This window comes from Leptolyngbya sp. ST-U4, assembly GCF_039962215.1.
GTDB lineage: Bacteria > Cyanobacteriota > Cyanobacteriia > Elainellales > Elainellaceae > Leptolyngbya_A.
Genome location: NZ_JAMPKZ010000001.1, coordinates 320038 through 334661 on the forward strand (window position 1 = coordinate 320038; position 14624 = coordinate 334661).

The window sequence follows — 14624 nt, forward strand, 5'->3', positions numbered from 1 at the left end:
TTACCGGACGTTTACCGGACAGATTTTGCAGGAACACCTTACCGATCGCCTGAAGTTACCGATTGCCTAAAACAACTGCTGCCCTAGACAGCATCTGCGGCAAAATCGCTGCCTTATCGATTCGATGATACCTCCATCTTATTGCATTCAACTTCGGCTGGGCATGGGTGATCATCAAGAGATTTTTAAGGAGATATGAAGATTGCCTGACAACAAGAGGTTTTTACTTGTGAGAGGGGTGGAGGTTACGGAGATTTTGCAGGAGATCTGCAATCGCTTCTCTAAAGCAGCATCTTGACGACTGAGGATGAGATTAAGGTGCTGCTTCTGATGCCGCACCCGCCTACAATTGTCAGGTAGACCTGTTTGAGTGAGTGATTGCCCGTGGCATTTAAGGTTGGCTTATTGGGATTAGGAACAGTCGGTTCAGGCACAGCCGCGATTCTGCTTGATCCGGCGCAGCGACATCCCTTGCTGCAAGAGCTGCAAATCCATCGTGTAGGTGTTCGATCGCTCGATAGAGCCAGGTCGGTCGATCTGCCCGCAGAGCAACTCACGACTGATTTAGAATCGATCGTCACCGATCCAGAAATTGATATTGTCGTTGAGGTGATGGGGGGCTTAGAGCCTGCGCGTTCCTTAATGTTGAAGGCAATTGCCCACGGCAAGCACGTTGTCACTGCCAATAAGGCGGCGATCGCTCGTTATGGGGATGAGATTTTTACGGCAGCAAATGCGGCTGGGGTTTATGTGTTGATTGAGGCGGCGGTTGCGGGCGGCATTCCGGTGATTGAGCCGTTAAAACAATCGCTTTGTGCCAACCGAATTCAGACAGTCATTGGGATTGTGAACGGCACCACAAACTATATTTTGAGCCGGATGCAAGCGGAAGGCAGTGATTTTCATGATGTACTGGCAGACGCTCAGCGATTAGGGTATGCCGAAGCTGATCCAACAGCAGACGTTGATGGACTCGACGCAGCCGATAAAGTGGCAATTCTGGCATCGCTGGCGTTTGGGGGGCGAATCAAGCTACCCGAAGTCTACTGCGAAGGAATTCGATCGGTCAGTGCAGCGGATATTGCCTACGCAGAAAAGCTTGGCTTTGTGATCAAGCTACTGGCAACGGCGAAGCGGGATGCTGTTAAAGATGCTGTTAAAACAGATGAACTAGAGCAGTTGCAGGTGCGGGTTCACCCGACACTGGTTCCCAAGAGCCACCCGCTTGCCAGCGTAAATGGCGTCTATAACGCGATTTTGATCGAAGGTGAACCTGTGGGGCAGGTGATGTTTTTCGGTCCTGGGGCAGGGTCAGGACCAACCGCCAGCGCAGTCGTCGCCGATATTCTTAATATTGCTGCCATTCTGAAAGTAGGACGCGAAACGGTTGTGCAGCCCAATGGCAAACCTTTGCTTGATCCGTTGCTTGCCTGCTCCCATCAGCATTACAGCAAAATCACGCCGATCGATGAACTGGTAACACGATTTTATGCACGGGTTTTAACCCAGGATAGTCCGGGCGTGATTGGGAAGCTCGGAACCTGTTTTGGCAACCACGAGGTGAGCCTGGAATCGGTGGTGCAAACCGGAATGCGCGATGATTCCGCAGAAATCGTGGTAATCACGCACTATGTTCGAGAAGCCAACTTCCGGGAGGCACTGGCGGAAATTCGATCGATGGAGTCAGTGCAGACGATCGCAAGTGTACTGCGCGTTCTTTAACTGCTGAGCCAGGGTTCAATCTGGGTAAGCCAGAGTTTAATTTGAGGGATTGCCATATCCTCCGCCACCGGGCGTTTCAATCCTAAACTGATCGCCTGGATTCATCGTGACTTCGGCTCTACCGCTTAAAAGTTCCGTTTCACCGGTCGATCGCACGACTGAATTGCGTCCGATCGCCCCTGGCTGACCGCCTGCTAACCCAAAGGGAGAAACCACACGATGGCTGGACAGAATTGCTGCCGTCATCGATTCCCGGAACTGGAGACAGCGAATTACTCCATTGCCACCCTGATGAGTTCCCGTTCCGCCGCTTCCGGTACGAATCGCAAAATTTTCGAGCAGCACCGGAAACCGCCATTCCAGCACTTCTGGGTCGGTGAGGCGCGAATTGGTCATGTGGGTTTGCACTGCGTCTGTGCCATCGAACGTTTTGCCTGCTCCTGACCCGCCGCAAATCGTTTCGTAATACTGATAGCGATCGTTGCCAAACGTGAAATTGTTCATCGTGCCCTGTGCGGCTGCCATGACTCCGAGCGCACCATAAAGGGCATTGGCGATTGCCTGGGAAGTTTCTACATTGCCTGCAACCACGGCAGCGGGGTAGTGCGGATTCAGCAAGCTGCCTTCCGGGACAACGATCGTGAGCGGCTGAAGACAGCCTGCGTTCAAGGGAATATCATCCTCAACAAGCGTTCTAAACACATAAAGAACGACCGCTTTGCAGATTGCGAGGGGTGCATTGAGGTTGTTGGGCTGCTGCGGAGAAGTCCCTGTAAAGTCAACGGTTGCTGTACGGTGAGGGCGATCGATCGTAACTTTGACCTGAATTTGAGTGCCATCATCCATCGGGTAAGTAAAACTGCCGTCTTGAAGGACACTGAGGACTCGCCGCACTGCTTCGGCTGCATTATCCTGAACGAACTGCATATAGGTTTGCACCGTTTCTAGCCCGTAGTGACTCACCATGCGCCGGAGTTCTTGCACACCGCGTTCGTTCGCTGCCACCTGTGCCTGAAGGTCGGCAATATTTTGGTCGGGATTACGTGCCGGATAAGCTTCGGTATTTAACAATTGCCGCATCTCCGCTTCACGAAACTGTCCCTGTTCGACCAACAGAAAATTATCGATCAAAATGCCTTCCTGCTCGATCGTTTGACTATGCGGCGGCATTGAGCCAGGTGTGATTCCCCCGATATCAGCATGATGTCCGCGTGAGGCAACGTAAAACTGCGGTGTATTAGTTTCTAAAAAAACGGGTGTGATCACCGTGATGTCAGGCAAGTGAGTACCGCCGTTGTAGGGATTATTTTGTACATAGACATCGCCCGGTTTCAAGCGGTTGCCCTTTGCGGTCATCAAGCTCTGGACACTTTCGCTCATCGAACCCAAATGCACTGGGATATGGGGTGCGTTAGCAACTAACTGTCCACTGCGATCGAATATGGCACAGGAAAAATCCAGCCGTTCCTTGATGTTCACAGAGTAGCTGGTGTTTTGCAGCGTCACACCCATTTCTTCAGCGATCGATCGCACCAAATTATTAAAAATTTCCAGCAGTACCGGGTCGGGCTTGGCGAGCGGTAGGTCGATTTGGGATTCGCGCTGAGCATTGACACCCGTTTGCTTTTGCAGCAGCAAATGATTGTTCTCGGTTAGAACTGCCAGCCAGCCGGGTTCAATTACGTTCGTACTGGTTGCTTCGATCAGCAGAGCTGGTCCCAGGAGACGATCGTGGGCACAAAGCTGCTCACGCAGGTAGACGGGCGTATTGTGTTCCTGGCCCCCAGTGTACATCTGCACCGTTGAGGTGGGGTAAAGGGGTTGAGTCCGTGGGGGAGCGGTTACCCGCTCGGTCGGGGTAGTCGTTTTACCGATCGCTTCAACTGAAACTGCTTCTACAATTAGGGGTTTGTTCTTCATCACAAACCCGTATCGTTGCTGATATGCCGACTCGTACTGGCGCAGCATGGCTGGACGATCGCCAAAGTCAATAACCAATGCAGAATCCGTGCCTTCATAGCGCAGATGAACTCTGGAAAGCGATCGAATATTCTCCGGCAAAATGCCCTGCTGCTGAACGGCGGTGTGAGCTTCTGCGGTGAGGTTATTCAGAATTTCGGTCAGGGTCGATAGTACTTCATCGGTAAGACGGGCTTCGATCGCCTGTTCGCGAATCGTGCTGATATCTGCCAAGCCCATACCGTAAGCCGAGAGTACACCAGCATAGGGATGGAGAAACACCTGACGTATGCCCAGTGCGTCTGCAATGCGACAAGCGTGCTGTCCGCCTGCGCCCCCAAAACAGCAAAGGGTGTATTGAGCCACATCGTAGCCGCGCTGGATCGAGATTTTTTTGATCGCGGTTGCCATTTTGTCAATCGCGATCGTTAGAAATCCTTCGGCAACTTGCTGAGGAGTTTGAGCACTCCCTGTCTTTGCCGCAATTTCTGCCGCTAAATGAGTGAATTGTTGCTGCACAATCTGGAAGTCGATCGGCTGATTGCCCTCCTGCCCAAAAACCTGTGGGAAAAACTGCGGCTGGATTCTACCCAGCATTACATTACAGTCTGTCACTGTCAGGGGTCCGCCTTTGCGATAGCAGGCAGGTCCAGGATGTGCTCCCGCCGATTGGGGTCCGACTCGATAGCGCGCACCGTCAAACTGCAAAATCGAACCGCCTCCTGCCGCAACCGTATGAATTGACATCATCGGCGCACGCAGTCTGACTCCTGCGACCTCGGTTTCAAACACCCGCTCATACTCGCCGTTGAAGTGGGATACATCGGTTGAAGTGCCACCCATGTCAAAGCCGATAATTTTGTCAAATCCTGCTCTCGCACTGGTTTGCACCGCTCCCACAATGCCGCCTGCCGGACCAGAGAGAATGCTGTCTTTGCCCTGAAACAGGCTAGCATCGGTAAGCCCGCCATTTGACTGCATAAACATCAGCGCGGGCTTGTAGCCAGTGCCCGATTGCTGAAGTTCAGCAGCAATGCGATCGACATATCGCCTCAGAATCGGCGACAAATAGGCATCAACAACCGTGGTATCTCCCCGGCTCACTAGCTTCATCAGCGGACTGACTCGGTGAGAAACGGAAATTTGAGTGAATCCGATCGCCTTTGCAAGGTCAGCAACCTGCTGTTCATGGGCGGGATAGCGATAGCCATGCATTAAGACGATTGCACAGGCGCGAATTCCTGCGTTGTATGCAATTTGGAGATCGGCAGTCAAACGAGTAGGATGAAGCGGCGCGAGAATTTCGCCTTGAGCTGTACAGCGTTCCTCGACTTCGATCACGCGCTCATAAAGCATTTCCGGTAAAATAATTTGCCGCGCAAAAATGTTGGGGCGATTCTGATAGCCAATCCGTAGCGCGTCGCGAAATCCCTGCGTGATCAGCAGCACGGTTCGATCGCCTTTGCGTTCCAGCAGCGCGTTGGTCGCAACGGTGGTTCCCATCTTAATTGCCGCAATTTGGGCCGTAGGGAGCGGCACGTTTACAGGAAGACCCATTACCTCGCGGATGCCTTGAAGAGGCGCGTCGCTGTAGCGATCGGGATTCTCAGACAGCAGCTTGTGAATCGTCAGAGAACCGTCTGGACGCTGCGCTACAACATCGGTAAACGTGCCGCCTCGATCGATCCAAAACTGCCAGCGTCCTTGCTGAGAAGTCATAATTTTTTATCCGTCGCGTTCGACTTCCTCCGGCACCACCATTTGCTGAAGATCGGGCAGTTCTACCTGCTGTTCTACCAATTCTTTTTGAGTTTGGCGGAGATTGATCGGAAGGGCGATCGGCTGCTTCTTCTCGACCCAGCAGCTGGCGACAGGCAGCGTATCCTCCAGGTCTTCCAGCGGACGCGGAATGACCATTACCGCATGAAGTTCACCAATTCGCTCCGCTTCGTGCATTCCGGCTTCGACTGCGACTGCCACATCTGCCGTCCGTCCGCGAACAATCACGGTGCAGAGCCCGTCGCCAATTACCTCGTAGGAAGACAGCAGCACGTCTGCCGATTTCAGCATCGCGTCCGCCGCGCCCACCATTGCCGGAAAACCGCGTGTTTCCAATAAGCCGATCGCCAGATTGCTGAGCCGACTGGTTCCCTGCTCCGAAGCAAAGCGGGAAAGCTGACCGCTAATCGGCAGAATCATTTCCAGATTCGGCATTGGACGGGGAATAATTGCTTTTGCTACGAGCTCACCAAACTGCTCTGCGATATCGGCTCCCTGCTCAACCGCCAGCCGCACATCAGAGATGCGTCCCCGCACAATCGCCGTGCAGTAGCCGCTCCCAATCTTTTCGTAGCCTACTAGCCGCACACCTGCGGACTTAAGCATCATATCAGCAGTGCCAACGATCGCCGGAAAACTGCGGGTTGAAACCAGCCCCAAGGCACTCTCGCTGTACATGGACGATCCGGTTGAATAAGTCATAGCAGTCTTGGGAGGCGGATGGTGAAACCTGAAATGCAATCTATCTCCACCCCAAGCATAGCTTGTCTTTCAGAGAGCGCACCTATCCTGCTGGGGAGTCCGGCGAGTTTTCGGGTGGATTGGGGGGCGGCTCAAACAGTTGCCGATGAGGAAACATGGTGACCATGATACGCTCCAAATACGCCTGACCGTAAATCTGCGTCATTGCCTTCTTAGATGGAGGCACAGGCTGGATTGTAGAAGCGATAGGCGGATCGGATGAAGCGTTCGGAGGCGCAGGTGAGACAGCCCCGTTCGCTTTTGGAGAAGGCACAGGCGGCACTGCACCATTCGTTCCAAAAAGCGTAGACTGCGAAAAATTAGGGGCAACTTGCGGGGTTGGGGGGCTGGCTGGGGGGCGAATGGGGGAATTTGCCTGAGGGCTAGATGAAGGAACCGCTGCCAGGTCAACCTGACGGCTCCCGTCCCCAATCAGAGAACCCGGAGGGACTGATTGATTCGCTTCGATCGAGCTATCAATGATCGTACTCATCGAGCCGATACAGGCTTCTGCCCCGATCGTTCCCTGCCCCACCACTAGCACCCCGCTGCCCAGCGTTGCGCCTGATTCGATCGTCAGTTGTCCCTGATAAGCATGAAGAACTGAACCCGTGCCAATACAAGCTCCAGCAGCCACTACAAGCGCACAACCTGGATCGGCTTGCAGCAGCACATCAGGCGCGATCGTCGCAGTCGGATGAATCACAACGTCACCACTGACGAACAAATGGGTGTCGTCAATGACAGGGCGAGGGCGAGGCATAGTTAGTTACCGTCATCCAGGTTCTATCGTGTCCTTATCAAGGCACTATGGACGCTGAACGATGACCTCCGCAACGCGACGCTTCGACTTCATATCTACGCCAAATAACCGCACATACTCGCCTGCGTTTTCTGTCATACAGCCTTCGATTGCCGACAGCACATCCTGTTCACGGTTTGACTGAATCGGCGCACAGGTTTTCCAGGAACTGGTCTGGAATCGACGGGTATCCGCGTGTTCTGCTGCAACCCGATATCCCTGCGCTAGCAGTTGTCTGACCTGATCCACCACTTCACGGCTCAATTTGCCGCTTCCCGATGCAGGCTGACTGGGTGCAGGCGTACTGTATCCGTTGTTGCTGACGGGAGCCTGGTAGTTGCTGGGTGCAGGCGCACTGGTTTTGCCGTTCCCGGTGTCGCCCGGACGCTGCACGATCATTTCAGAAATGCGCTGCTTTGACCGGGTATCAATGCCAAAGACCCGCACATACTCGCCGCTATGCTCAGCCAGGCAGCTTTCGAGGGCAGCGATCGCCTCAGACTCCCGTGATGCCTGAATAGGCACGCAGCTATACCAGGAGCTTGTTCGGAATCGGCGTGCATCGGCGTGCTCTGTGCCAATCTTGAAGCCCTGTGCCACGAGCTGACGCACTTTCTCCACCACTTCAGCACTCAGATGACTACTTCCCGACGATCCGTAGCTGCCGTAGCTGCTAGAAGGAGCAGAGCCGTAGCTGGAAGAACTAGAGCCGTAGCTGCTAGAAGGAGCAGAGCCGTAGCTGGAAGAACTAGAGCTGTAGCTGCTAGAAGGCGAACTAACCGGAGCAGGCTTATCGCCCGGACGCTGCACGGTCATTTCAGAGACTCGCTGCTTCGTTTTAGTATCAATGCCAAAGACCCGCACATACTCGCCGCCATGCTCAGCAATGCAGCTTTCTAGCGCAGATAGCACATCCTGTTCGTGATTAGACTGAATTGGGGTACAGCTACTCCACGAGCTAGTTTGAAATCGACGCGCATCGGCATGTTCCATGCCAATCCGAAGACCTTGAGAGAGAAGCCGACGAACCTGCTCCACCACTGCCGGAGCTAAACGAGTATGTTGCATTTGATCCTGTGAATCGCTAGAAGAACTGAATTCGCGTGAACGATCGCCGGGGTCACTGTGGGTATCACTGTGATAGACCCGCTCTAACTGCTGCCGCATCGGAGCAAAGTGAGTCCATGTGTTTGCACCGTGATGCCCCGATCGTTGGGCACGGTTCATGCCCATCAAATGAGCGGCAAACGCTAGGTCAGCCGTTTGGACATTGGGCAACCGATCGGCTTGCTGCTGCTGAGTAATAATTGACCCTGAAGGCACAAACTTGCCGGGAGGAATTTCAACATCCTGAATCAGTGCGTGCATCATGACGACACAGCCTGCCCCAATTCGCGCATTGAAAAGTGTTGACCGAAAGCCGATGAAGCAGTTGTCACCCACATATACCGGACCATGAACAAGAGCCATGTGAGCGATCGAAGTATTCCTGCCAATCCAGACTGAATACTCCTGCCCATCGTCTCCGATAACTCGCCCCTGCTTCAGTCCATGAATAATCACGCCATCCTGAACATGGCTTCCCGCGCCGATGGAAAAAGGACTCCCTTCGTCAGCGCGAATAGAAGTCCCAGGAGCAATCAGCGCGTCTGCACCGATCGCCACATTTCCAATGACATTGGAAAAGGAATGGACAGAGGCAGTCTCGTCAATCCTGGGTTGTGCCAAACTCTCCGACCAAGGGGTAGGGAGAGGGGCAGAGCCACGGACTACCATAAATTAAATTTCTCCCATCTGAAACAACAGCGAAAGCCGTTGCCAGAGAATTAAAAACAGCGTTGTGTAAGACAAGATTCAGTCAGCAAAACAAGCCTGAATAGCTGCTTTAAACTATTGGTTCAGAGAATCGAGGAGACTTAGGATTCAACGTGCTGTAGCTTCTGTAAAGCAGTTACCCTTGCCTGTCCGGCTCAACAAAAGATCTATTTCACAAACCAGACAGGTAGGATGCTTTGCTTACTACCAATTGAATCCACACTTCCAAGAATCACTTAAGACAAAGGCTTGAGCTATCGATCGGAAAGCCACCTTAAACCAGAGACACATTTTTACAGACGGCTCTGATTTAAGGCAACTTATCGATCTTGGTCTCGCTTGCTGTAGAGGCGCAAATTATCGACGCTCACCGTGTCAATAATGCCGATAACCAGCGCATCTAGGGGACGCGATTCGCCCCGCTCGGTTTGTCGGGCTGCACTACCGCGACTCACAAGCACCCACTCATCATTTCCTGCCCCAACGCTGTCAGCAGCCACTTCATACTCTGGCAAAAGCTGCCCTTCCTTGTCGATAAACTGCACGAGCAGAAATTTCACACCAGTCAGGCTTTGCTCTTTTTGGGTGCTAACCACCGTACCGCAGACTTTAGCAATTTGCATTCGGTATCAGGAACGAATCGCTTAGGAACGGCTGATAGGACGGATACCGCTCACGCTTTCGCGGAATGCTTCGACTGCTTCGGTATAGCGAATCGGCAGTACGTACTCCAGGTTTTCGTGGGGACGAGCAATGATGTGAGTAGAGAGAACCTGCCCGCCGTTCACCCGCTTCACGTTCTCAATTCCGGCAGAGACCGAAGCTTGAACCTCGGAGACATCACCCCGAACGATTACTGTGACGCGACCGCTGCCAATTTTTTCATAACCCACCAGCGTGACGCGAGCTGCTTTCACCATTGCGTCTGCTGCTTCGACAACCGCCGGAAAACCGAGGGTTTCTACCATTCCTACTGCAATAGCCATGAGTCTTTCTCCCTTCCAGTTAATGAGTCTTCGTAACCTTGTTAAACACGATCGTGACCGAGATCAGCCGTCGATCGAACCTAGCAAATCAAACTCAGCAAATCAGGCTGAACGAACTGCTAGGAGCGGAACTGCTCTACCGCCTCGGTATAGCGAATGGGCAAAACATATTCCAGATTTTCGTGAGGACGAGCAATGATGTGGGTGGAAACAACTTGTCCGCCGTTCACCCGGTTGACACTCTCAATCCCAGCTGCAAGCGATGCTTGAACTTCTGAGACATCGCCTCGCACAATCACTGTGACAAGACCACTGCCAATCTTTTCATAGCCTACTAGGGTTACCCGCGCCGCTTTCACCATAGCGTCTGCCGCTTCTACGACCGCAGGAAAGCCCTTCGTCTCAATCATTCCAACCGCAATCGGCATTCTTGGTCTCCCGTACAGCAAAACGAGAATGGCACTAACTATTTCTAAAAACTGCCTCTGAAAATTTTCACGGGATGACCGATTGTTAAATTTTCAGGAAACACCTTAGAATTCCCAGAATTAAGAATACAGGTGATGGACAACCTTACGCAATATAAACTGAGATGATTATTTTTATACTAAACATAACTTGTTTTTATAGCGTATCTTGGCTTCGATCGCGGGCTCACCCTTTCAGTAATCGTTCTCCAGTGAATAACGCAAACCCACCTGATTTCGCTTAAGAAATTGATGGAACCGGAAAATTGTATTGAAGCAGGCTGATAAAGCGATCGATTTGAAGACGGTTGATTGATGTTTTTTAGCCCTAACCTGTAGAAAAAATTATACCATTGATAAGAAAAAACTTATGAACTTATTCGATTCCTCTGGCTCCTAGGACTGATGCGGTGGAAGGCAGGGTATATCAATTTATTAAGATGTGCTGCGCCTGGGGATCACGCTATAAGATGCTAGTATTCCCCTAATAAATAATGAATTGATTAGAATCGCTCATCTCTGTTAGTTGCGAAGCATTTTTTGCACGATTGAGATGACTTTAGAGTAGAAAGCTTCAGCAATGCCTGACTGAGAACAACGGTGAAAGCTCTATGCTAGATTAGATAACCCTTAATTTTTGCTAAATTATTCTGCTATTCAAAAATTATTGTCTTGATTTTGGTTTGGCAGGGAGTTTGGTTGCAGCATTTATTTCATCTCAATAAGGAAAGATCAGTAATGAATCAGCTTCTCGTTCAGACGAGCTGGTGGGTTCCCCTGTACGGTTTGATTGGCGCAATTCTGACGCTGCCCTGGTCGATCGGGCTAGTTCGCCGCACTGGACCAAGACCAGCCGCCTACTTTAATATCCTGATGACTGTTCTGGCTCTGGTTCACAGTGCCCTGATGCTAAAGGCAGTTTGGGATCAAGAACCCGTTCGATCGCTGATTCCCTGGCTGAGTGTTCCTGACTTAGATATCTGGCTAACCCTGGAGACCTCTCGCACAAGCGTTGCGGCTGCGCTGTTTATCACTGGCTTAAGTTTGTTGGCACAGATTTTCGCGCTGGGCTATCTGGAAAAAGACTGGGCACTGGCAAGATTCTATGCGCTGATGGGTTTCTTTGAGGCGGCAATGAGCGGCATCGCCCTAAGCGATTCCCTGTTTCTAAGCTATGCCCTGCTGGAAATGTTGACCCTTTCTACCTACTTGTTAGTGGGCTTTTGGTATGCTCAGCCCCTGGTGGTAACGGCTGCCCGTGATGCTTTCTTGACTAAACGAGTTGGAGACTTGCTCTTGTTGATGGGTGTGGTCACCTTATCCACGCTGGCTGGCAGCATGGACTTCACCCATCTTGCGCTGTGGGCAGAAAACGTTCAGCTTCCCTCGGTGGTTGCAACGCTGCTGGGACTGTCGCTCTTAGCAGGTCCAACAGGGAAGTGTGCCCAGTTTCCGCTGAACCTATGGCTAGATGAAGCGATGGAGGGTCCAAATCCGGCTTCGATTCTGCGAAATTCTGTGGTTGTTGCCTGCGGAGCCTATGTGCTGATCAAGCTTCAGCCTGTGCTGGCACTCTCGCCCGTGACGCTGACAACAATTATGGTGCTGGGGTCGCTAACGGCGATCGGAGCTTCGCTAGTGTCGATCGCTCAAATTGATATCAAGCGAACCTTGTCTCACTCGACCAGTGCCTATCTGGGGCTAGTATTTTTGGCGGTGGGAACTCAGCAAGATGATCTGGCACTGATGTTTTTGTTTGCCCATGGTGTTGCTAAGGCACTGCTGTTTATGAGTGTCGGGTCAATTATTTTGACGACTAGCACCCAGGACCTTACCGAGATGGGCGGACTTGCAAAGCGAATGCCTGCTACAACGTTTGCCTATGTCGTGGGTGGGCTGGCTTCGGTGGCACTGCTGCCGCTTGGCGGCTTCTGGGCAATGGTGCAGTGGATGGAGGGCGTTTGGGCGGTTTCTCCCTGGCTGGTTGCAGTGCTGCTGCTGGTCAATGGACTCACGGCATTTAACTTGGTACGAGTCTTTGGCTTGGTCTTTTGGGGTCACCCGCAGCCAAAAACGCGCCGCGCGCCGGAAGTACCCTGGCTAATGGCGGTGCCGATGGTGACGCTCTCGATTTTTGCGCTGCTGCTGCCTTTGCTACTGAAACAGTGGCAGCTTTTGCCCGCGCTAAGCGAAGTCAATCTGAGTCTACTCGCCAGTTTGCTCGCTTCGGGCATAGGTGGAGCAGCCCTTGCAGGCATCATTTACCTTAACCCAGCAGTACGAAAGCCAACTCCGCTTGTGGGGTCTGTGCTACGCGATGTACTGGCGTATGACTTTTTTATTGATCGCCTCTACAAGCTCAGTGTGGTGTTTGGAGTGGTGCAGGGTTCGCGCTTGACTGCTTGGTTCGATCGCTATGTGGTGGATGGGCTGGTGAACTTTGTTGGAGTGGCTTCAATCTTTAGCGGAGAAAGCCTGAAATATACGATTTCCGGGCAGTCGCGCAGCTATCTGCTGAATTTGTTTGTGGGGCTACTGCTGGCTCTAAGCCTAACCGGATGGCTGATCTGGAGTCCGCTGTTTTAGTGACTGTTTTCGCTAATTGAGCGGTTCTCGCCTTATTTTTCGATCGTCTGCTGTTCATCCTGCAATTCCTTGCGATGCTGAGTCTTTTTATTTGGGTTCCGTTTCTTGGGGTTCTGCTGATTAGTGTGCTGCCGCCGTCTCAAGTGAACCGATCGCGGCAGATTGCCCTTGCGCTTTGTAGTTTGGTTGTAGTCTGGTCGCTTGTTGTCGCTAGCCAATTTAGCCTCGGCGACGCGGCACTGCAATTTCAGGAATCGTTGCCCTGGATTAAGAATTTGGGCTTGAGCTATCAGCTTGGGGTGGATGGACTGTCGCTGCCGCTGCTGGTGATGAATGGGGTGCTAACCTGGGTTGCGCTCTATAGCGGTGATGCTCAAATCCACCGTCCGAAGCTGTTTTACAGCCTAATCCTGCTGCTGAACGGAGCTGTTGCTGGGGCTTTTCTCTCGCAAAATCTGCTGCTGTTTTTCCTGTTCTATGAATTTGAGCTGATTCCGCTCTATTTGATTATTGCGATTTGGGGTGGGGCAAAGCGCGGCTATGCGGCAACCAAGTTTCTGATTTACACGGCAATTTCGGGCGTGGTGATTTTGGCAGCCTTCTTTGGCTTGTCGCTCCTGAGCGGCTCGGGCAGCTTTGACTATGGAATTGTACGCGATCACGATTTGTCTACAACACCTCAGATTGCTTTGCTGGTCACGCTGCTGATTGGCTTTGGCATCAAAATTCCGATTGTTCCCCTGCATACCTGGCTGCCCGACGCGCACGTTGAAGCTCCGACTCCGGCATCGGTGCTGCTGGCTGGGGTTTTGCTGAAGCTGGGTACTTACGGAATGCTGCGGTTTGGACTGGGGCTATTTCCCGATGCCTGGGAAGTCCTGTCGCCATGGATTGCAGGTGTTGCAGTGGTGAGCGTTCTGTACGGTTCATTTGCGGCGATCGCTCAAACCGACATGAAGAAAATCGTGGCCTATAGCTCGGTAGGGCACATGGGCTATGTAATTCTGGCGGCAGCGGCGGCGACCCCGCTGAGTTTGATTGGAGCGATCGCCCAGATGGTGAGCCACGGTTTAATCTCTGCGCTGCTGTTTTTGCTAGTGGGTGTGGTGTATACCAAAACTGGAACCCGCGATATTAACGTGCTGCGTGGATTGCTCAACCCCGAGCGAGGGCTGCCGCTGGTTGGGAGCTTGATGGTGGTCGGCGCAATGGCAAGCGCAGGAATTCCCGGTATGGTGGGCTTTATTGCCGAATTTATTGTGTATCGCGGCAGTCTGCCTGTGTTTCCGGTGCAAACGCTGCTCTGCATGGTGGGAACCGCACTGACTGCGGTTTACTTTCTAATTTTGATCAACAAAGTCTTCTTTGGTCGATTGCCAGAGACGCTAGCGAACCTACCGCGTGTCCGCTGGCACGATCGCATTCCTTCAGTAATTGTCGCGGTTCTGGTGATTTTGCTGGGGCTTCAGCCTGGCTGGATAACTCGCTGGAGCGTGTCGATTTCCAAGACTCTAGGAATTGACAGTCTGAGCCGCACGGCAATGAGCTGGTCAATACCGAGCGCACCTACCGCAGATCCCCCGGTTGCTTCCCAGTTTTCCGCAGAAGCGATCGAAGATTTTACTCCGGCTCCTGCTGTGCCTGCAATTGACGCTGCCTCTGTCTCTGGCAGGATGCCCTCCATGAGCTAATTCGCCCATAGTCCCTTTATTCCTCAAGGTTACGTTTTCAATTTCCTCGTTTCCTTCACTCCTGAAACAATTCGCA

At 52.4% G+C, this 14624-nt stretch carries 10 protein-coding genes; 3 read left to right on the top strand and 7 right to left on the bottom strand.

Annotation, left to right across the window (positions count from 1 at the left end; translation table 11 throughout):
* The first annotated feature begins 384 nt into the window (after window positions 1–384).
* A complete protein-coding gene (locus NDA02_RS01390; RefSeq protein ID WP_190790175.1) occupies window positions 385–1722 on the top strand; it encodes a homoserine dehydrogenase in 1338 nt (445 codons plus the stop codon).
* A gap of 36 nt (window positions 1723–1758) precedes the next feature.
* Here the strand turns inward: NDA02_RS01390 and NDA02_RS01395 are convergent, their stop codons facing one another.
* The 7 genes from NDA02_RS01395 to NDA02_RS01425 all read right to left on the bottom strand — a co-directional run bounded on the left by NDA02_RS01395 (window position 1759) and on the right by NDA02_RS01425 (window position 10232).
* Entirely contained in the window at window positions 1759–5400 is a 3642-nt protein-coding gene (locus tag NDA02_RS01395; protein ID WP_190790176.1) for a hydantoinase B/oxoprolinase family protein, read from the bottom strand.
* A gap of 6 nt (window positions 5401–5406) precedes the next feature.
* Window positions 5407–6162, bottom strand: coding sequence for a BMC domain-containing protein (locus NDA02_RS01400; RefSeq protein ID WP_199296341.1), 756 nt, complete (start codon window positions 6160–6162; stop codon window positions 5407–5409).
* Between the two features lie 82 nt (window positions 6163–6244).
* On the bottom strand, window positions 6245–6964 hold the full coding sequence (locus tag NDA02_RS01405; RefSeq protein ID WP_190790177.1) for a hypothetical protein: 720 nt from the start codon (window positions 6962–6964) through the stop codon (window positions 6245–6247).
* Window positions 6965–7009: 45 nt separating this feature from the next.
* Window positions 7010–8779 (bottom strand): ribulose bisphosphate carboxylase small subunit, encoded by a 1770-nt coding sequence (locus NDA02_RS01410; RefSeq protein ID WP_190790178.1) that lies wholly within the window; start codon window positions 8777–8779, stop codon window positions 7010–7012.
* Window positions 8780–9138: 359 nt separating this feature from the next.
* The gene (locus NDA02_RS01415; protein WP_190790179.1) at window positions 9139–9441 is read right to left on the bottom strand and encodes a EutN/CcmL family microcompartment protein; all 303 of its coding nucleotides are present in this window, start codon (window positions 9439–9441) and stop codon (window positions 9139–9141) included.
* Between the two features lie 21 nt (window positions 9442–9462).
* The gene (locus tag NDA02_RS01420; RefSeq protein ID WP_106173690.1) at window positions 9463–9804 is read right to left on the bottom strand and encodes a carbon dioxide-concentrating mechanism protein CcmK; all 342 of its coding nucleotides are present in this window, start codon (window positions 9802–9804) and stop codon (window positions 9463–9465) included.
* Window positions 9805–9923: 119 nt separating this feature from the next.
* The gene (locus NDA02_RS01425) at window positions 9924–10232 is read right to left on the bottom strand and encodes a BMC domain-containing protein (protein WP_190790180.1); all 309 of its coding nucleotides are present in this window, start codon (window positions 10230–10232) and stop codon (window positions 9924–9926) included.
* Between the two features lie 777 nt (window positions 10233–11009).
* Between NDA02_RS01425 and NDA02_RS01430 the strand changes: the two genes are divergently transcribed.
* Both NDA02_RS01430 and NDA02_RS01435 read left to right on the top strand, forming a co-directional pair.
* The gene (locus tag NDA02_RS01430; RefSeq protein ID WP_190794315.1) at window positions 11010–12857 is read left to right on the top strand and encodes an NAD(P)H-quinone oxidoreductase subunit F; all 1848 of its coding nucleotides are present in this window, start codon (window positions 11010–11012) and stop codon (window positions 12855–12857) included.
* A 74-nt stretch (window positions 12858–12931) separates the two neighbouring features.
* On the top strand, window positions 12932–14548 hold the full coding sequence (locus NDA02_RS01435; RefSeq protein WP_348254300.1) for an NADH-quinone oxidoreductase subunit M: 1617 nt from the start codon (window positions 12932–12934) through the stop codon (window positions 14546–14548).
* Window positions 14549–14624: the final 76 nt, after the last annotated feature.